General features: G+C 36.6%; 19 protein-coding genes. 9 read left to right on the top strand and 10 right to left on the bottom strand.

What is annotated here, in order from left to right; all coding sequences use genetic code 11:
• Nucleotides 1-9 precede the first annotated feature (9 nt).
• Entirely contained in the window at nt 10-894 is an 885-nt protein-coding gene (locus AC2D3N_RS09845; RefSeq protein WP_484693501.1) for a phosphatidate cytidylyltransferase, read from the top strand.
• 36 nt (nt 895-930) lie between these two features.
• Here the strand turns inward: AC2D3N_RS09845 and AC2D3N_RS09840 are convergent, their stop codons facing one another.
• Nucleotides 931-3,729, bottom strand: coding sequence for a WD40 domain-containing protein (locus tag AC2D3N_RS09840; protein ID WP_484693500.1), 2,799 nt, complete (start codon nt 3,727-3,729; stop codon nt 931-933).
• 171 nt (nt 3,730-3,900) lie between these two features.
• Between AC2D3N_RS09840 and AC2D3N_RS09835 the strand changes: the two genes are divergently transcribed.
• Together AC2D3N_RS09835 and AC2D3N_RS09830 are read left to right on the top strand one after the other, a co-directional pair.
• Nucleotides 3,901-4,380 carry a hypothetical protein gene (locus tag AC2D3N_RS09835; RefSeq protein ID WP_484693499.1) on the top strand — a complete coding sequence of 160 codons (480 nt, stop codon included), beginning with the start codon at nt 3,901-3,903 and terminating at the stop codon, nt 4,378-4,380.
• 134 nt (nt 4,381-4,514) lie between these two features.
• Complete coding sequence (locus AC2D3N_RS09830) at nt 4,515-5,024, top strand: hypothetical protein (protein ID WP_484693498.1); 510 nt, start codon at nt 4,515-4,517, stop codon at nt 5,022-5,024.
• Nucleotides 5,025-5,502: 478 nt separating this feature from the next.
• On the opposite strand, the gene AC2D3N_RS09825 is transcribed toward AC2D3N_RS09830, so the two are convergent.
• Genes AC2D3N_RS09825 through AC2D3N_RS09815 form a run of 3 tightly spaced genes read right to left on the bottom strand, consistent with a single transcriptional unit; the run spans nt 5,503 to nt 6,325 of the window.
• Nucleotides 5,503-5,637, bottom strand: coding sequence for a hypothetical protein (locus AC2D3N_RS09825; protein ID WP_484693497.1), 135 nt, complete (start codon nt 5,635-5,637; stop codon nt 5,503-5,505).
• Nucleotides 5,637-6,089, bottom strand: coding sequence for an HNH endonuclease (locus tag AC2D3N_RS09820; protein WP_484693496.1), 453 nt, complete (start codon nt 6,087-6,089; stop codon nt 5,637-5,639). The genes AC2D3N_RS09825 and AC2D3N_RS09820 overlap by 1 nt, the downstream gene beginning before the upstream one ends.
• Nucleotides 6,080-6,325 carry a hypothetical protein gene (locus tag AC2D3N_RS09815; protein WP_193871594.1) on the bottom strand — a complete coding sequence of 82 codons (246 nt, stop codon included), beginning with the start codon at nt 6,323-6,325 and terminating at the stop codon, nt 6,080-6,082. Before AC2D3N_RS09815 ends, AC2D3N_RS09820 begins: the two co-directional genes overlap by 10 nt.
• Before the next feature lie 239 nt (nt 6,326-6,564).
• On the opposite strand from AC2D3N_RS09815, the gene AC2D3N_RS09810 reads away from it, so the two are divergent.
• On the top strand, nt 6,565-7,185 hold the full coding sequence (locus AC2D3N_RS09810) for a Uma2 family endonuclease (protein WP_484693495.1): 621 nt from the start codon (nt 6,565-6,567) through the stop codon (nt 7,183-7,185).
• Nucleotides 7,186-7,378: 193 nt separating this feature from the next.
• On the opposite strand, the gene AC2D3N_RS09805 is transcribed toward AC2D3N_RS09810, so the two are convergent.
• From AC2D3N_RS09805 to AC2D3N_RS09785, 5 genes are all read right to left on the bottom strand, one after another.
• On the bottom strand, nt 7,379-8,677 hold the full coding sequence (locus AC2D3N_RS09805) for a DNA-processing protein DprA (RefSeq protein WP_484693494.1): 1,299 nt from the start codon (nt 8,675-8,677) through the stop codon (nt 7,379-7,381).
• Between the two features lie 11 nt (nt 8,678-8,688).
• The gene (locus AC2D3N_RS09800) at nt 8,689-10,785 is read right to left on the bottom strand and encodes a RecQ family ATP-dependent DNA helicase (protein WP_484693493.1); all 2,097 of its coding nucleotides are present in this window, start codon (nt 10,783-10,785) and stop codon (nt 8,689-8,691) included.
• 30 nt (nt 10,786-10,815) lie between these two features.
• The gene (locus AC2D3N_RS09795) at nt 10,816-12,165 is read right to left on the bottom strand and encodes a cytochrome c biogenesis protein (protein WP_484693746.1); all 1,350 of its coding nucleotides are present in this window, start codon (nt 12,163-12,165) and stop codon (nt 10,816-10,818) included.
• Nucleotides 12,166-12,246: 81 nt separating this feature from the next.
• Complete coding sequence (locus AC2D3N_RS09790; protein WP_484693492.1) at nt 12,247-12,984, bottom strand: cytochrome c biogenesis protein CcdA; 738 nt, start codon at nt 12,982-12,984, stop codon at nt 12,247-12,249.
• 58 nt (nt 12,985-13,042) lie between these two features.
• Nucleotides 13,043-13,726, bottom strand: a complete 684-nt coding sequence (locus tag AC2D3N_RS09785; RefSeq protein WP_144017649.1) for a pentapeptide repeat-containing protein — start codon at nt 13,724-13,726, stop codon at nt 13,043-13,045.
• Between the two features lie 246 nt (nt 13,727-13,972).
• On the opposite strand from AC2D3N_RS09785, the gene AC2D3N_RS09780 reads away from it, so the two are divergent.
• The 5 genes from AC2D3N_RS09780 (at nt 13,973) to AC2D3N_RS09760 (ending at nt 17,677) form a co-directional block, all read left to right on the top strand.
• Nucleotides 13,973-14,479 carry a globin family protein gene (locus AC2D3N_RS09780; protein ID WP_079677036.1) on the top strand — a complete coding sequence of 169 codons (507 nt, stop codon included), beginning with the start codon at nt 13,973-13,975 and terminating at the stop codon, nt 14,477-14,479.
• Between the two features lie 122 nt (nt 14,480-14,601).
• A complete protein-coding gene (locus AC2D3N_RS09775) occupies nt 14,602-15,399 on the top strand; it encodes a phycobilisome rod-core linker polypeptide (protein WP_484693491.1) in 798 nt (265 codons plus the stop codon).
• 132 nt (nt 15,400-15,531) lie between these two features.
• A complete protein-coding gene (locus AC2D3N_RS09770; protein WP_079677038.1) occupies nt 15,532-15,834 on the top strand; it encodes a type II toxin-antitoxin system TacA family antitoxin in 303 nt (100 codons plus the stop codon).
• 188 nt (nt 15,835-16,022) lie between these two features.
• Entirely contained in the window at nt 16,023-16,385 is a 363-nt protein-coding gene (locus tag AC2D3N_RS09765) for a VOC family protein (RefSeq protein WP_079677039.1), read from the top strand.
• Entirely contained in the window at nt 16,382-17,677 is a 1,296-nt protein-coding gene (locus AC2D3N_RS09760; protein ID WP_079677040.1) for a recombinase family protein, read from the top strand. The genes AC2D3N_RS09765 and AC2D3N_RS09760 overlap by 4 nt, the downstream gene beginning before the upstream one ends.
• Here the strand turns inward: AC2D3N_RS09760 and AC2D3N_RS09755 are convergent, their stop codons facing one another.
• The gene (locus AC2D3N_RS09755) at nt 17,678-18,703 is read right to left on the bottom strand and encodes a diguanylate cyclase domain-containing protein (RefSeq protein WP_079677041.1); all 1,026 of its coding nucleotides are present in this window, start codon (nt 18,701-18,703) and stop codon (nt 17,678-17,680) included.
• Nucleotide 18,704 lies beyond the last annotated feature (1 nt).

The following is an 18,704-nucleotide window of genomic DNA, read 5'->3' as shown; positions in this document are numbered from 1 at the left end:
CCTAACACTATGCCTTCTTTGTCTCGCATTATCAGTGGAATTATTGGAATTATTTTAGCCTTGGGAATGCTCATTTTTGGAGGATGGTATTTTACCCTGGGATTAAGTGTAATTATTTATTTAGGTCAATTAGAATATTTTCAATTAGTTCGAGCTAAAGGTATTGAACCCGCGGTTAAAACAACTTTATTTGTTAGTCAAGCCTTACTTTTGACCGCCGCATTTTCTCCTAGTTTAGTCGATGCAATGTTTGCCTTAGCCGGAACATTAGTCTGTTTTTATCTATTATTTAGACCTAAATTATCAACCATTGCTGATATTAGTTCTTCAATTTTAGGCCTATTTTATGGGGGATATTTACCCAGTTATTGGGTACGGTTACGAGTTGGACTTGAACCCAATACTTTACTAGAAAAAGCCTTCGCCAGTCCCATTCCTTTTAATGAAAATTGGTTAGAAAATTGGTCAATTTCTAATTTATCCCCAGGATTAACTGCTACCTTATTAGCTTTTAGTTGTATTTGGGCGGCGGATATTGGGGCTTATATTTTTGGCAAAACCTTTGGTCGGACTCGCCTCTCAGATATCAGTCCGAAAAAAACCGTTGAAGGGGCAATATTTGGGTTTTTAGGCAGTATTATAGTCGCCATATTGGGGTCTTGGTATTTAAAATGGCCGGGGTTTCCTTGGGCGGGTTTAATCCTAGGATTATTAATTGGAATTTCCAGTTTATTAGGCGATTTAACCGAATCTTTAATGAAACGAGACGCCGGAGTCAAAGATTCCGGTCAACTAATTCCCGGTCACGGCGGAATTTTAGACCGCGCCGATAGTTATGTTTTTACCGCTCCTTTGGTCTATTATTTTATCACCTTATTTTTACCTTTATTATAGCCGGGAATAGGGAATTAAAACATTTGTTCAGATTAGCTAATTTTCTACAGCACCTAACGCTTTTAAACACTCCTTTTGACCTGCGGTTAACCCTTGATTTCCTGTAATATTCATGTTAGTATAAGAGTTGGGAATAATTAAAGTTTTCAAACACTTTCCGGTTTGAACTTGCCAAAACTTAATCGTTCCATCTTCACTGCTACTAATTAACATTTCACTGTTAGGATTAAACATAACGGATGTAACAGTATTGCTATGTTCTTCTAAACTATAGAGGCATTTTCCAGTGTGGAAATCCCATAATTTTAAAGTAGAATCATCACTTCCACTAGCGATAGTTTGACCATCGGGACTAAAATCAACTGACCAAACCCAACCTTGATGTCCGAATAAGGTATGGAGACATTTTCCCTGATCTAAATCCCATACTTTGATGGTTTTATCCTCACTACCACTAACTAAAAATTGACCATCGGGACTAAACACAATTGACCGAACTTTATTGTTATGTCCGTGTAAAGTCTGCAAACATTCTCCTGTTTGAATATCCCAAATTTTAATCGTTTGGTCATCACTCCCACTGGCTAAAATCGAAGAATTAGGATGAAAAATAACTGTCCAAACCCAACTTTGATGTCCTATTAAAACTTGCAATTCATCGGTTTTAAGATTCCAAATTTTAATCGTGGTATCTTGACCGCCACTGGCTAAATATACGCCATCTCCACTAAACGCGATTGTCCAAATCCCACCTTGATATTTTTCTGTCGGATATTTCAAACATTTGTAACAATCCCCCGTCTCGACATCCCAGAGTCGGATGGTTTTATCATCACTTCCACTGGCTATGATTTGATTATCAGGACTAAAAGCAACTGTCCAAACCCATTGGGTATGTCCCTCTAAATCCTTTAACAATTGACCTGTTTTGGCATTCCAAAGTTTAACAGTATGATGTAAACTACTACTAACTAATTTTTCACCATCGGAACTAAAATCTAGTGCAACCGTCCACCATTTATGTTTACCAAAAGTTAGAATAGGTTGTCCATCTTCTGGATTTAATAACCGAATATAACCATTAGAATCTCCGGCGGCTAAAACTGTGCCATCAGGACTAAAAGCTAAGGAGTGAATTCCGCCGAAAGATTGAGTAAAAACGGTATTTTTAAAATAACAATTAGAAAAATCAACGTTTTGTAGATTAACCCCTTGTAGGTTAGCTTGCCAAATGGTAAGATTAGAGAAATTATAACCGTTTAGATTAGTCTGTAAATAGCAGAATATATTAATCAAATTTCCCCCAATATAACCTGGAGTTAGGGGATATTGCTCTTGAGCTTGACTTACTAATTTTTTTAAATGACTCTCTAAATTAGAGACGGTTTTAAATTTTTCTAATAAACAGTCTATAATCGGATTAATAATCGTTCTAATTTGGCTAGTTCTGATATAATCTTTAGAGGTAGCCAAGATTAACCCATGACTATTAAATAGATTAAAGTCTCCGGTTATTAATTCTTGAGTGATAGCGACAATTAATTTTTCCGTGACATATTCCATTAATACAGGTTGCAAGGTAAAACACTGTTGATTAGCTGTTTTTTCTAGCAACATTCTTAGGTGTAAGGACTCTAAATAATTCGATAAACGTTGTCGAGAAATCTTGGCAACAAAATTACTGTTTAATTCTACCCTTGAAACAGGTTCTCGGTAAATCGCTAACCAAAATAAAATCTGATGTTCTTCAGCAGAAGAAGATTGAAAATGCCAATCTAATAATTGTCGTAGATTGTCAAAAAAGAAGTTTTCGGTGTTGAGAAATTCGCTAATATTCCCCGCAAATACGTTTTGAATATGACAAGCGGTTAAATTTAAGGCTAAAGGATTTCCCTTATAAACATCAATTAAGGTTTCCCATTCCGTTTCAGTGGCTAAAAATTCACCTTTTTCTTGAAATAGTTGTTTTGCGGGGTCAAGGGTTAACCCCTCCAACTGGAAAAAACGCACAGGTTGATGTTGACCTAATAATTTTTCTAAATGACTAATTTTGACCCGACTGGTTAAAATTAAACAACTTTGATGGGAAACTACTGCAATTTTTTCTAATAATTGTTGATAGTCTTCATAACCGGGTTTATATTTTCCTATGTGAGTTTCTGTGGCGATAATCGTCTCAATATTATCTAAGATTAATAAGTATCGGCGTTGTTTTAAATAAGAAATTAATAGAGAAATTTGTTGATCTAAACTATCTGGTAAATCAGTCTTTTCTTGATGAGATAAAAATAAAATCCAGTCTTTAATAATATCCTGAATTGGAGGAGAATTTAAAAGCGATCGCCAAATAATTCCCTCAAATTCTCCCCTAATTTCTTCTGCTAATTTTATAGAAAGGCTGGTTTTTCCTTTCCCTGGAAGTCCCACCACCGCCACCAGACGACAATGATCTTGGATCACCCATTGTTTCAGGGTGTTTAAATCAGTTTCTCGTCCTAAAAAATAAGATACATCCGGTACATCCGCCCAATCTTGATATAAATTAGAAGAATGATGAGAAGTAGATAAATAAGCAACCTTCCGCTTTAACACTTCTAAACGAGTTTTTGTAATTTTTTCATCAAAAACTCCACTCAATAGCTTCCAGAGTAAAGACGCTTCTTTTTTTATACTATCTAGGCTTCTGTTGTTAGTACGAGCAATTTTAAAATACTCCTGTTGATTCAATGATCCACGCAGAATATCCACTCGAACATCTTTCAAGGATGTTCCCCGTTTGTTAAGAACAATCTCATTGATAGATGCAACTATTTGTTCAGTTTTTTGAGTATCCATCGCACGATATTGGATTGATTAATTGTTGTTTCAGCAGGATTTAGTAGCCAGTAAATCAGGAGCAAAATCGGTTTTGTTCACTTTTATTCACTTTATTATACACCTAACTTCACCTATGCTAAACAAGATGGAGAACAAGACCGATTATTCTTTAACAGTTTCTACGAAAAAATGATCAATCAAGATATTTTTGTGCCGTCAAACTTTGATAAACTGGATGATGAGTCTTTTGATGGATTCTGTTCACTGGGAGGAACAGGCTATAACTTCAAGAGTAAAGATAATAAAGAGACTTCTGCTAAAAAGAGTAAAGTTTTACAGCAAAAAGACATGGGAAGGATGATGTCTGATGAAGTGCGGAAGTGTTTATTAAATATGGGGAATGCGTTAGGGGAAGATGCTGTTCCTGCTTTCAAAGTATCCCTAAACCAGTTGGCAGAAGTTCGGTTAATCCAAAGGTTAGAAGCTACTTTAGGGAAAGATTCTGTTTACTATTTAGCTGTTTCTGCTCTAGGTAAAAATCCATCAAAGATACAGCAGGAAGGAAAATCTCAGATAGATGGTGTATTTAATCAGAAATTATCTGAATATGTCTTTATTTTACCCATTGCTCTAGCCGTTACAGATGGAATATCTAAGCAACAACCTTAGACTAACGGAGTAGGGTCATAATTAACTGCTTACTGTAGCTAATGATTAGCCTACTCTTGATCAAAAACATTGAATTATTCACAACTTGTATACCCGTTTTCGTAAAATTAACCGATTTAAGGAGACTTAAACTTATGCTCCGTTCTGTAAAAATTATTTCCCTGATCACCATAAATATTATAACTCTAGGAATATTACCTAGTTATGGCTTGAGCTTAACTGTATCTTCCGAGGTTCCAACATCTTCTTTAATTCTATTTAGCAGTTCTAAAAATTCCCATATTCCCTCTTTTTCACTTGCTGATAATAGATCTTCATCATTAGGACAGCAAATTGATGCTAAAGCAGCAAATACTTTATATGGCTTTAATGGTGCATATTATAGGATTGGTGGAATACTTTTATGGAGCCACTTATCTAATGAACAAAAATACCAATTTGCTCAATCAATTTGTAATTATCAGGGTTCTGATAATTTGGTGTTGGTGGTTATTGACAGTTTAGGAGGTAACCGTTATGGGGATAACCTGGAAGGTTCTGCAATAATGCTGGCAAGTCTGCACACTCTTTGCCCCGATAGATATCGTCAACAAATAAACAACACATCAAAAGAACTAATACGACAATACCCTTTGATTCCCTAATAAATAAAAGATGAATACATCATATACCAGTTCATTTATCAATAAGATTGTAAGGGAGGGTTCCGCAACAATATTCAATACTAACCCATAATATTCCCAAACCCGCCCCTCTTAAATGCGATCGCATTTTTACTATTAACCTGTATTCAAACCATAAAATTGATCAGAGGTTAAAAAATGCGATCGCCTTAGAAGGATCGGGCGAGTTTTGGAAGATAATTACTGATAATTCCAGATGGTATCGGAACCCGCCCTTACGGTTCAATTGTTAATTATTCTTGAAATGCGATCGGCATTTTTTAACAATTATTAACAAATTGTAGGGGCGGGTTTAGGAATAATATTGAATTATTAGCTATAATCTTATTAAACCCTCTTAAATGAGATCTCCTGAGAATAGAGGGCGGGTTTAGGGAGATAATTACTAATAATTAAAGAGGGTCTCGGAACCCGCCCCTACGGTTCAATTGTTAATTATTTAGCCAATGCGATCGCATTTTTTTAACAAAATGTAGGGGCGGGTTCCGCAATAATATTGAATTCTCACCAATAATCCTGCTAAACCCGCCCGTCTTAAAAGCGATCGCACTTCCGATTTAGCAAATGCGATCACTATTTTTGAAGGCGAGGATCGCTAGACGGAGGATGCCACCCGGCTCTAATCCATAAACGACGAGCTTTGATAATCGCCCTTTCATTATGATATTGATCGTTAAGGTCTAATCGAGCGCACGTCCCTCTGCCTGTTGGGGTAATACCAATTATTTCTAAACTATCCGCAGACCAGATAAAATGATCGAGCCATTGCTGTTGACGAGGATTAAATAAAGTTACTTCCTGTTCAGTTTCTGGGTCAGTACCAGTAATAAAATTATAACGATTATTATTACAGCGATGACAAGCTAAAGCTAAGTTTTCGAGTTCATCGCTACCACCAATTGATCGAGGTAAAATATGATCGATCGTAAATAAAGTAGAGCTACTTTCTTCCGCAGAATGGCAATATTCACAAAGAAAACTAGCTCTACTTCTGACTAAATTTCGAGTAGCACGGTTTATGGACATGAGGCTGCTATAACTTTAGCGTTAATTAAGGTAAAAATCCGATCTAGTTCTAGTAAACTTGCTAGTTCTACAACCTCTTCTGAAGTCAAAAGATTAGCCTTTTTTCCCTCAGCCAGTTCTTCTAATCTAGCTTGCAGATTTTCCGTAAATTTGAATAAGTAAAGATTTCTGACTTTCTGAATCGAAATCTCACTATCAATCCAGTAGGAAGGTTGTACCATAAGTTCAGCGATCATGGTGATTTAATTACTCAATTACTATATGTAGAGTATTCATTATATCATAAACTTGTTTGATCGAATAAGTTTTCTGTTAGTTTTTATAAATTTATAGATGATCGTTTGCTTATGAAGAAAACAGCGATCGCTTTTTTGGGGAGGTGCGATCGCGCTTATAATTTACTTAAAGGTTCTGGACTTGTTTAGGTAATAGAACTTAGAGATATAATTTATATTATCGGTAATTCTCAAAACCTATGACTCAAGCTTTAACCAAACTCGTAAACTTCGAGGAATTTGTGGAGTGGCTGCCAGAAAATTCGGCGGTACGCTACGAACTGCATAATGGAGATATTGTTGAGATGGCACAACCAGTAGGCGAACACGAGGAAGTTATCAGTTTTCTTAGCATCGAAATTCCTGTTGAGATTAAACGTCTGGGATTACCCTATGGTATCCCCCGCCAAGTGATAGTTAGACCTCCTGAAAAAGACTCTGGTTATTTCCCTGATGTTTTGGTGCTTGATCGCACAAATCTGGCGAACGAAACATTATGGCAAAAACAATCTACCCTCAGTTTAGGTGCATCAATAGCTTTAGTAATTGAGGTTGTATCAACCAATTGGCGAGATGATTACTATTTGAAATATGCCGATTATGAGGAGATGGGTATTCCGGAATATTGGATTATTGATTATGCTGCGTTGGGCGGACGCAATTTTATTGGAAATCCCAAACAACCGACAATTTCTATCTGTAACTTGGTTGACGGTGAATATCAAATCGTCAAGTTTCGAGAGAACGATCGCATTGTGTCGTCAACTTTTCCAGATTTGAACCTCACAGCAAACCAGATTTTTCAAGCGGGTGTAGTTTAGTTTATTCTAATACTCTTAAATGCGATCTCCTGAGAATAGAGGGCGGGTTTAGGGAGATAATTACTAATAATTCCAGATGGTCTCGAAACCCGCCCCTACGGTTGAATTGTTAATTATTATTGAAATGCGATCGCATTTTTATTATTAACCTGTGTCCAAACAATAAATTTGTAGCAAATCATACGGCATTGGACTATTTATTAGAAATAAATGATAATAAAGAAACATCTCGATTGAGTTCATACGTCACGGGTTTTTTATTCTTTTTAACCTTTCCTTGACTAACTGCTAAATTCAACCAATCTTGCATTTGAGAAAGTCTAACTTGTAATAACTCAGCCAAAGATTTGGCATCTTTTGGTTGTTCAAGTTGACCGAGAATTAGGGGTAATACTGCTTCATAAATAGTTTGAGAAACAGGATAAACGGGTGTATCTTTCTGAATTTCGCTATTTTCAGAAGCGGGTTTAAGTTCATTTTCAGTTTGGGGAGATAACGTTAAATCTATTTCTGAATGAGGAATAGAAATTAAAGCATCTTGATCCATTGCAATAACATCAGTTATAAGTTCTTGAAGTGGACGATTAAAAGGCATTTCAGGAAAAGGTTTAGCTCCCCGATTTATTAACTGTTGATTTCCGTCTGGTATTGTTCCTTGCATTCGCACAAATACTGGAACAGTTTTGATTTTTTCTAACGCTTCAACTGCACCCGCCCAGGTTCCTCCTTGGTCTACTGAAGAACTAATAATTAACCCATAATCTGATAATCCATAAATATATTTATTCCGTCCCATAGCATTACCCACATTAAATCCAGCATCAGGATCATAGGAAGAAATTAAGGTTAAATTTCCGCTTTTAATAAAGTGGCGATACTTGCTAGAAACCGCCGATTTTGCTAAACTATCTCCCAGGACTCCCACAACATTTCCTCCTGCATTTAAAGCCACTAACATCGCTGTTTGATCAACTCCTCTCGCCCCACCTGAAATAATTGGTATTCCCTGTTCTGCACAAGTTTGAACAATATAATCAGTATAATTGAGTCCTTCTTCATCAACATCACGGGAACCCACCACCGCTAAACCACCTTGAGAAAGTAGTTCAAAATTCCCCACACCATATAAAATTGCTGGAGCTAAATGTTGAAGTTTTTGTTTAAGACAGCGAGGATATTCAGGATCACTTCTCCCCAATATCCATAACCCTTGACTTGTCCATTTTTCCACCGCTAAACTTAACATCATTCCCCGTTCTAATAAGGAAATAATTCGGTTAGGATCAAGAGGAATGATCATTTCTAATAGTTGTTTTTTAGCCGTTTCTTCTAATAAATTTTTTGGTGTTAATTGCTGTAGTCGCAGACAATTAGCTAACGTATTATATTCACTTAAAGTTAACGGTTGGGGTTCGGTTTTGCGATTTTGACTAAAACTGGCACATAATAATAAAATTGCTTGGGTATCGGGGGGTAATTGATGGTTCAGCATGGGGCTTAAATTTAACTAGATTGAGATAAGGAATTTAGAGCTAAAGCGAGGGGAAAAACTTGACCACTTCCTCCTTGACGTAATAGGGCGGTAATGATAGTTAATGTCCATCGAGAATCTACAAAATCATCGATTAAAAAAACAGCACCTTTTTGAATATTTTCCAGATCAATTTGAAATGCACCATCTAAATTATGAGCTTGTTGATAGCTATTACTCATCGTTTTTTGAGGTTGAGTTGGGCGAATTTTTTGTACCACTGGAAGAAACGGTATACCCAATTTTTCTGCTAATCTTTGAGCAAAATTCGGTACTAATTCAGAACGATTTAAGGAAGGAACACAAGTTACCCAAGTTGGCATCGGTTGAGGTTGCCATCGCTGAATCATTTCAATTACACCCAAAACTAAAGCATCATCAAAATAACCCTTTTGATATTTTCCCATTTTGACCAATTCTCCCCAACCTGCATCCCCCCAAAGAGATAATGCTCGTCCAATTTCTGCCTTGAACCCTGGTTTAATGTTACCTGAAAAGTTGTAAATTTGTAAGGCTCCTTTTGACGGCCATTGTTTGCGAGGTTCAATAATTAAATCACACCGTTTTAAGTATTTAATGGCTTGATTAACTCTTTCTAAAGCAGCAGTTTCAGGGAATAATTGTTGACCCAAACAAACGGCACATTTTCCACAGGGTTGAGCATAGGGATCATCTAAGGCTGTTGATAAAAATTCCATTAAGCAAGATTTACTGTTCATATAATCTTGCATTTGAGCTTGTTCTTGTCTGCGAATTTGAGTTAATAGTTCTATTTTTTGGCGGTTAGATTGATAATCAATTGCTGTCGCATACCATTTCGTTTTTTGCTTAACAACTGGACTGGGAAATTCTAAAGAAAGTAACTTTAAAACCTTGTCAATTTGTCCTCTGGATAAATTACAATATTGTTCAAGTTCAGGAGTTGAAAAACCATTTTGAGATTGATTTAAAGCATTTAAAATCGATTGAGTATGGGCTTCTGGTGGAAAGGCTGTTTGAATAAAATAATTAATAATATCATCATCTTCATCGCCACACAAAAGAATCCCATAAGCTTGTTCAACGGCCCTTCCTGCCCGTCCTACTTGTTGATAATAATGGACAACGGAACCGGGTCTTTGATAATGAATTACAAACCCTAAATCGGGTTTATCAAAACCCATTCCTAAAGCAGTTGTTGCTACTAACGCTTTAATTTCATTATTCAAAAGTTGATTTTCTAAAGGTTCCCGTGATTCTGATTTTCCATGATAGGCTTTAGCATCAATTTCTTGCGTTTGTAACCATTCTGCCACTTGTTCTGCATCTCTAACCGTGAGGGTATAAATAATTCCACTTCCGGGTAAATGGGGTAAGGTTTCTGCTAACCAAGCCAGACGACTAGCGGGGTTAGGAAGGTGAATATTTTGGAGTTTTAAACTATTCCGATTTAAAGCTCCTCGGAAGATATGTAAATTGTCTCCCAGTTGGGTTTTAATATCCTCAACAACTCGATTATTTGCAGTAGCGGTTGTAGCTAAAACGGGAATAGTTTTTGGGAGAGCTTGTAAAATTCTAACAATGCGACGATAATCGGGTCTAAAGTCATGTCCCCAGTCGGAAATACAATGGGCTTCATCGACAACAAATAAACCGATTTTTTGAGAAATTGGAATTAAAATATTGTTTCTAAAGTCTTCATTTCCAAGACGTTCTGGAGAAATCAATAAAAGATCAATCTGTCCTGCTAATAGTTGCGTTTGAATGGTATCCCATTGCTCTTGATTATCTGAATTAATGGTAGCAGCTTTCACCCCAATTCGTTCAGCCGCTACCATTTGATTTCGCATTAATGCTAATAGGGGAGAAATCAATAAAGTCGGGCCTGAACCTTGATCTCTTAGCAGCCGAGTTGCGAGAAAATAGACTAAACTTTTACCCCATCCTGTGCGTTGAACAACGAGAAGTTGAGAACGATTTTGGATTAAATCGGCGATCGCTTCCCATTGTCCATCTCTAAAATTAGCCGTAGGATTATTTAGGGCTTGTCTAAGAAATAATAAGGCTTGATTTTGAAGAATTTCCGTCATATTTTTGACCAGAAACAGGGTTTATATCTGTTAACTTTGAGGATTTTCCGACAAATTTCCTAACGAAAGGGAATTATTTTGATCCAGATTATCTAAATCATCTAAGATGGCGACAATTTCCCGTTCAAAAGTAACTTTTGCCCGATTAGTTTTCCCCCCAATATATAAGCGATCGCCTTCTTTTAAAGCCCAAATTTGAGAATGGGAAACATAACTCATCATCACACTAATCATTAATAACCCAAACCCTAAATAAACAATCGGAATCCCCGGATCAGCTTTGATTTGTAATCCCGTACTCCCGATAATTTCATCAATAAATACCGTCACCCCATCTACTTCCGTAGACATTCCCTCGCGAACCGTTGAAACTAATTCACCCTTGCCATTATAAACTAATACATTTCCTTTTAAGTCCCTAGCTAAAACAGAAACCCCCGCGCTAAAATCCGGTTTAATTGGAATCCAAGTTCCCCAAATTCTGCCCTTTCCTTGGGTGTCTAGTTGTGCCATTGGTAAGCGAAATACAGGACTTTTATTCACTCGCACCCGCAGGGCAGCAATACCCCAATCTGCTTGATAAAAAGTCACACCTTGATGGTGCAAAGGTTCGTTAACGTGAATAGTTTTGCGATCCACTTCTTCCCCCTGTTGATTTAATACCGATAAATCAGAATAAAATTGATCAATTCTGCCTTCAGGATCATAATCAATCCAAAACCGATTCACTTTAACTGACCAATCTTTAGGAATTTGAGATTGAGAAAATTGTCCCGCATCTAGGATATTTTTAACTTGAAAAATATCCCCCCCTGGAACCATTTCTTGAGCCATAAATCCAGTAATAGAACCAATAATAGAACCCGCTAAAATTATTAACATACTAGCATGAACAATAATCGGCCCAATTCTACCAATCAGTCCCCGTCTCGCATAAAGTTTATTACCTTCTTGAAAGACTAAATAATTACGTTTTTTTAATAAAGGTTCTAAAGCTGTTAATGAACCTGTGGTTAATTCAGCACTTAAAGCGATGTTTTGAAATTGTTTAGGTTTATCGTAATATGTCCAGCGACGGGCTGATTTTAAAGTAGGTAATTGTCTGGTAAAGGTGCAAGCTGTTAAGCTACTACCAAATAATACTAAAAGTGATAAAAACCACCAAGTTCTATAAACATGATCAAGTCCAATAAATACAAGAACTTTCCAGGTTAAAAAGCCAAACAAAGCCGGATGTTCAGGGTAATTAGATTGATAATACTCAAGGGATTGTCCCTGTTCTAGCAGTGTCCCTGAAATACTGAAAATCGCAATAATTAATAACAATAAAATTGCTAGTCGTAAATCTGACAAAAGGGGTAAAATCTCTTTCTTAATCATTTTTTGAATGGCTGTTTCTCCATTGATTATTTTTTGTAATAGTGAAAGTTCTGTATCCATTTTTATTCCCCTTTAATTAAATTAAGTAACAGGTAAAAATCTAAACAATAGCGAAAATACACCAAATCCAACTAATAAAACTCCACTGGTGGGTGTAATCCAACTTGACCATTTTCGCATTTCTAGTAACTTTTTAATTGTGGCGGTAAAGGTTCCTGCTAATACCAGTGGCGCGACATAACCCACCGCATAGGCTAACAATAAAACCCCTCCTAAAATGATATCTCCTGTGGTTGAAACCCAGGCTAATAAGGTAGCTAAAACGGGGGTACTACAGGGAGAAGCCACTAACCCAAAGGTTAACCCTAATAAATAGGATTTTAAGTGATGGGGAACGGCTTTAGGTATCCAGCCTATGGTATCAAAAGCGGGTAATTGTAGCGGTAGAGCTTCTAATAAATTTAACCCCATTAAAATTGCAATTAAACTTACAATAATGGGCAAACCCAAACCAATTTGACCATACACTTGTCCGACAAAAGATGCTAAAATTCCCAACCCAGCTAAGGTCGTAGCTAGTCCCAATGCAAACCAGAGGGATTGAATTGCTGCTTGGAGTCGATTTTCGGTTTCATAACCCCCAATATAACCAATGGTAATCGGTAACATTGACAGCATACAAGGAGTTAAACTGGTTAATAAACCCGCAAAAAAAATAACGCCAATACTGACAAAACTTAGGTGATTCAGTTGAGTTTGAACCAGATTATTTGCTAGTTGTGCCAGTTCATACAATTTAATTTGTAGAGTTTCCAGCATGAAATTAAATCAACAGTTTGTTTCCTTTAATATTATAACCTATTTTGACCTTTGATGATTATTCATGAATTGAACCATCTGGCATAACTGCACCTTGTAATATCACAGTTTCTAAGTTAACTCCTTCCAGATTTGCGCCTTGTAAATTGGCATTACTAAAATTAGTAAATTGAGTAGCATCTCGAAACAATAAACTATTGACATCGGCAAAACTCAAGTTACTGTTTTCTAAATTAGCATATTGTAAATTTGTTCCCCGTAAACTGGCATGGGTCAAGTTTGCTTGACTTAGATTTGTCCCCCATAATCTCGCGCCTAATAATTTAGCTTTTTCCAAATTAGCATAGCTGAGATTAGCTAGGGTTAAATTCACTTCTAATAGGCTCGACTGGGTTAAATTAGCTTCAGATAATTTAGCCTTGTTCAGATTTGCTCTCAATAAATTAGTATGTGCTAAGTTGGCTTGTCTTAAATCGGCTCCTGATAAGTTGGCATATTTTAAGTTGGCTTCTCTCAAATTAGCTTGTTTTAAATTAGCTCCTGATAGGTTGGTATTTGACAAATCTAATCCTTGTAAATTTGCCCCTGATAAGTTACAATATTTCCAAATAAATGAATGACAATCTTTGGTTTCCATTAATTGTTTAATTGTTTTTAAATTGGTCGCATTAGCGGGCAATATCCAGCCCACTATTAAACTTAGAATCAACCCAATTTTAATCACGAAAGCAATTCCTTTCATGGCATAACTCAGATATTGATGGCACCTCAACAAATTATAGTTTATCTCAAAATTGCCTCCTAGATGGTTAAACAGGTTTAGGGACACTGCCAATTGCAGGATAAGTCAGTCGTCTGGCAAAAAATGTCGGGTACTGGGTCAGATGATATCTATAGTTTATATTAAAAATCACATCATTTTCTTGACTTATATTGAATTTTGTATCAAATTAGAAGGTAGGATTCTGGCTATACAGAGGACAGTAAAATGCCGACGATTAATTCGACCTGGGATGACTTAATTCTCCAATGTGACGGACGATATTTGACCAATGCAGAACTTAAGCCTCTGCATCAGTACGTTCAGACTTTAAATGCTCGCACCAAAACCTATGAAGTTCTACGGGTGAAATCGGCAGGTTTAATCAAACAAGCCCTGAAGAAATTCATGTTTTCCCATCCAGAAATCATGGAAAAGCATTCAAAACGCTGTGTGTATGATATGTCAATGACGATGTGTCTGATGTCCGTGGCTTTATTACGCGATGACCCGCACTTTTTTAAGGAATCTTTAATGTTATGGTTAGCCAATATTTTGGCAGCCCACGAAAAAAATACCCAATGTCTACAAGCCTATACCTATCTTCAAGAAACCTTACAAGAACAATTGCCTAGTGTGTGTAATCAACTATTAAAGCCCTATATGGACATTATTTTAGAAGTTTTAGATACTCCCCCTAAACTCCTCGCTAATGTTCAAAGAAGTGGGGTTTAATCCAGATTTTTTCATAGAAAAAAATATCAGGGTGTTATTTATTTAATTTCAAGCTACTGATCATTTCATCGCCAATCACTTCAACTTAACTTTGAGTATTGATGCACACAGGAGTTTAATTTATGTCCCTAACTCAACCGGTTACAACTCGTCATGACGCTTCCCCAGAAGAAAGAGAGTTTGTTTTAAAACAAATTTATCAGCAAGTAATAGAACGTCAACTTTATGAGTTTGAACACAAGCAACTTGCGGATTTAGAGAAGGATTTTATCAAGGGAAAAATCGGGATTCGACATTTTTTAAAAAGTCTAGCAGTTCGTTCTGTTTATTTAGAGCATTTTTACGAGAATAGCTCTAATATGAAATTCATTGAAAATGCTTGTAAACATTTTTTGGGACGAGCACCGAGAAGTAATGAAGAAATTCAGAAATGGGATGATATTTTAGTTCGCCGTGGTGTTGGTGCACTGGTTTCAGAGATGGTAGACTCTGAGGAATATCGCAAATCCTTTGGTTATTTTACCGTTCCCTATTGGCATGAACACCGTTATGAATCCGCGAGTGAATATATTGAAAATGAACGTTTAGGTCATGAACACGCAGGGCAAAGAGGCTGGGCAATTCCTAACCATTATCAACATGAATTACACATTGATTGTGATGGGGGAACCTGTGTAAGAGAGGAGGATAAATTAGCCATTGAACCTGCACAAACTACCCCAGAATTATTTGAATTAAGTACGGAGACAAAGATTACACCCAAACATATTCAACGCCTATCAGCCTGTGTTAAAGAAATTACAGATATTCTCTCCCTGTATCCTCAACCTGTGAGTCAAAAAGAGATCGAAACTGACCTTCAGCAAAAAGTATTAGAGTATGTCAGTGCCAGTAACGCCAGTTTACTGTTTAAAAATTAAAACCCGGGTGGGTAGCCCCCACCTTGGATTATAATTAAAACGATTGAAACGACTCTTAAAACTTTGCAACCAGTGATCGTATCCATTATTATGAGAATAAATCATACCTAGGAAATGGGGGTTTAATTAGTTATGGCGACTAACACTGATCAAAAATCAATGGCGAGGTTAGAAGCTCGTCTGAGTCCAGAAATTAAAGCTCTGTTGCAGAAAGCCGCCGATTTAGAGGGACGCACTCTGACTGATTTTGTTGTCGCAAGTCTTCAAGCGGAAGCTTACCGAGTCATAGAGAAACACCAAACCCTGAAATTGAGTATTGAGGATAGTGAAGCGTTTGTCGATGCAGTTCTCCATTCTCCTCAACCTAATCATGCACTTCAAGCCGCAGCGCTACGATATAAACAGGAAATTATATCTAATGGTTCTCAAAATTGAACCCCTCAACACTCGTCAGCATATTCGCTCCGGTTTCTGTTGTGGGAAGGATAGTTTAGATAACTATATTCGTAAACAAGCATCTCAGGATCTCAAAAGGCGAGTCTCAACTGTATTTGTTTTAATTGACAATCACTCTATTTACCCATGAAATCTATTGAAGAACTTTGTCAAAATTTTGGGATATAATGCAAATCAATCAATATCTCCATACTGCTATTTTAGTGTCTAATTTAGAACAGTCAGAACATTTTTATAGTCAAGTTTTGGGCTTAAAAAAGGTTGAACGTCCGTTAAATTTTCCGGGAATTTGGTATCAAATTGGTGAGTTTCAAATTCATTTAATTCAAGCTGAAACTGTTATTAACGATCAAGTTAATAATCAGAAATGGGGACGAAATCGACATTTAGCTTTTTCTGTTGATAATTTAGAGGAAGCCAAACAACAGTTAATCACTCATAATTGTTTGATTCAAATGAGTGCTTCCGGTCGCACTGCATTGTTTACAAAAGACCCCGACGGCAATATTATTGAATTAAATGAAGTATGAAAATTATTGCTTATTGTTATACTGATCCTCTGTTTGAACAGCCTCCTGATCGAATGATTTGGGGATGGGAAGTGGATCGGGTTTATCAGGATTTGGGGGGAAGACAGGAACTCGCAGACCTGTTAAAAGATTGTGATTTAGAACCACCGGATTATTTATTAATTAGACGGTTAGAGGAGTTAGGAAACTCGGTTTTAGAAGTGGGTGATCGCTTACAACAATTAGAATCTTTTCAGATTAATATTATTGCCATTGAGTCCGATTTTAATACCACCGTGGGCAAAATTAATCGCTCTGATTTAATCCAATTATTTCTGGAAATTCAAACCCGCCAACGCAGTCGTCGCATTTGTCACGGACACGCTAAAAATAGAATTAAAGCCTTGCCTCCCCCGGGAAAAGCTCCCTATGGATATCGACGGGGAAAAGAACGTTATATCTTAGATCGGAGTGTTTCACCGATTGTTAAAGAGTTTTTTGATCGGTTTTTAATTTATGGATCTTTGCGGGGTGCGGTGCGGTATTTAGAAAAACGTTATGGGAAAAAAATATCTGTAACAACGGGAAGAAGATGGTTAACAAATCCCGTTTATCGAGGAGATTTAGAATATAAAAATGGGGAAATTATTTCTAATACCCATATTTCAATTATTTCCCGGGATGAAGCCGCCCAGGTGGATCGATTATTACGGAGAAATCAACAATTGCCTCCTCGGACAGCCAGTGCGCCACGTTCTTTGGCGGGGTTGGTAATGTGTGGAGAATGTCAATCTTTAATGACCGTTGCCCGAGTCACCACCTATCGCCAAGAAAGGGAATATTTATATTTACGTCCGATAAATTGTCCGAGAAATTTTAAGTGTAAAGCGTTATCTTATGAAAGGGGATTAGAGTTGACAATTGAACGTATTTGTCAAGATTTACCACAGGCGGTTTCTGGTTTAAATTTACCGGATTTAGAGAGTATTAAACGGGTTATTATGGAGGAGATTCATCAAAAACAAGAGATTTTATTACAAATTCCAGATTTATTAACTTCTGGAATATTAGATTTAGAAACAGCAGATTTAAGAAGTTATAAACTGCGGATAGAAATTTCTCGGTTACAAGGAAAGTTAGCCGAACTTCCCCCGGTTAATTTAAAAGAAACGGCGCAGGCAGTTTGTATTCCGCAGTTTTGGTTAGATTTATCGGAAACTGAACGAAGATTTTATTTTCGAGAATTTATTAAAACAATTGAGATTATCAGAGACGGGGATAATTGGGAGTTAAAAGTAATCTTTATTTTTTAATTAGACTTTAACACAATATTGATTTCGTCCTTTTTCTTTGGCTTCATAAAGTGCCTGATCGGTAATTTCTAATAAATGTTCAGCCGATGTATCCGGTTGGGGAATTTGACAGGAAATACCAATACTGAGGGTAACAATAGAATTAACCATTGAATAGTTATGATCAATTTTTAATTTTTGAACTTCCTCCTGGATGGTTTGAGCTACTTTCAGCGCTCCTTGTAAATCTGTATTCGGTAGAATAATTGCAAATTCTTCTCCACCATAACGGGCAACTAAATCCCGAGTATTAATCACTGATCGATCAAGGGCTTGGGCAACCAATTTTAGACAAATATCTCCGGCAGGATGTCCGTAATTATCATTATAATTTTTAAAACAATCTAAATCACATAACAGTAGAGAAAGAGGTTGTTGTTCCTCCAGCATTTGTTTCCAAGTGTCAGCAAAATATTCATCAAAATGACGACGGTTAGCAAGGGTTGTTAAACTATCATAGGACGCTAAATTTTGTAATTGACGATTAACTGTTTGTAAGTTTTCTTCCGCTTTTTGACGAATTCGGACTTCTTGTTCTAATTGGCTATTTTGTTGTAACAGTTTTTGATTTTGTTCTATAAGTTTCTTTTTTAAGTCACAAATGGTCAACTGATTTTTGACCCGAGCCAAGACCTCATCCACTTTAAAAGGTTTGGTAATATAATCTACCCCTCCAGCAGAAAACGCTTGCATAATATCCTCAATTTGATTCAGCGCACTAATAAAAATGATCGGGATATCATAGGTTTCTAAATTTGATTTTAGCTGACGACATAACTCGTACCCATTAACACCCGGCATCCGAATATCTAATAAAATTAAATCCGGTTTCAGACTCTCAATCGCTATCAGTGCCATGGGCGCGTTTAGGGCTTTACGAACATAATAGCCATGTTGATTTAACAAGGCAGATAAAACTCGAATATTATCAGGTTCATCATCCACAATCAGCAAATTGCTATGAGAACCAATATTATCTTGATTCATG

This window comes from Planktothrix sp. PLAVEN19ND (assembly GCF_057220675.1).
Note: the sequence above shows the minus strand (reverse complement) of the source record. Positions and strands in the feature narration are given on the sequence as shown.

Coding starts and splice junctions, on each gene's coding strand:
- AC2D3N_RS09845 (WP_484693501.1), top strand. CDS start 10: ATGCCTTCTTTGTCTCGCATTATCAGTGGAATTATTGGAATTATTTTA.
- AC2D3N_RS09840 (WP_484693500.1), bottom strand. CDS start 3,729: ATGGATACTCAAAAAACTGAACAAATAGTTGCATCTATCAATGAGATT.
- AC2D3N_RS09835 (WP_484693499.1), top strand. CDS start 3,901: ATGATCAATCAAGATATTTTTGTGCCGTCAAACTTTGATAAACTGGAT.
- AC2D3N_RS09830 (WP_484693498.1), top strand. CDS start 4,515: ATGCTCCGTTCTGTAAAAATTATTTCCCTGATCACCATAAATATTATA.
- AC2D3N_RS09820 (WP_484693496.1), bottom strand. CDS start 6,089: ATGTCCATAAACCGTGCTACTCGAAATTTAGTCAGAAGTAGAGCTAGT.
- AC2D3N_RS09815 (WP_193871594.1), bottom strand. CDS start 6,325: ATGATCGCTGAACTTATGGTACAACCTTCCTACTGGATTGATAGTGAG.
- AC2D3N_RS09810 (WP_484693495.1), top strand. CDS start 6,565: ATGACTCAAGCTTTAACCAAACTCGTAAACTTCGAGGAATTTGTGGAG.
- AC2D3N_RS09805 (WP_484693494.1), bottom strand. CDS start 8,677: ATGCTGAACCATCAATTACCCCCCGATACCCAAGCAATTTTATTATTA.
- AC2D3N_RS09800 (WP_484693493.1), bottom strand. CDS start 10,785: ATGACGGAAATTCTTCAAAATCAAGCCTTATTATTTCTTAGACAAGCC.
- AC2D3N_RS09795 (WP_484693746.1), bottom strand. CDS start 12,165: ATGATTAAGAAAGAGATTTTACCCCTTTTGTCAGATTTACGACTAGCA.
- AC2D3N_RS09790 (WP_484693492.1), bottom strand. CDS start 12,984: ATGCTGGAAACTCTACAAATTAAATTGTATGAACTGGCACAACTAGCA.
- AC2D3N_RS09785 (WP_144017649.1), bottom strand. CDS start 13,726: ATGAAAGGAATTGCTTTCGTGATTAAAATTGGGTTGATTCTAAGTTTA.
- AC2D3N_RS09780 (WP_079677036.1), top strand. CDS start 13,973: ATGCCGACGATTAATTCGACCTGGGATGACTTAATTCTCCAATGTGAC.
- AC2D3N_RS09775 (WP_484693491.1), top strand. CDS start 14,602: ATGTCCCTAACTCAACCGGTTACAACTCGTCATGACGCTTCCCCAGAA.
- AC2D3N_RS09770 (WP_079677038.1), top strand. CDS start 15,532: ATGGCGACTAACACTGATCAAAAATCAATGGCGAGGTTAGAAGCTCGT.
- AC2D3N_RS09765 (WP_079677039.1), top strand. CDS start 16,023: ATGCAAATCAATCAATATCTCCATACTGCTATTTTAGTGTCTAATTTA.
- AC2D3N_RS09760 (WP_079677040.1), top strand. CDS start 16,382: ATGAAAATTATTGCTTATTGTTATACTGATCCTCTGTTTGAACAGCCT.
- AC2D3N_RS09755 (WP_079677041.1), bottom strand. CDS start 18,703: ATGAATCAAGATAATATTGGTTCTCATAGCAATTTGCTGATTGTGGAT.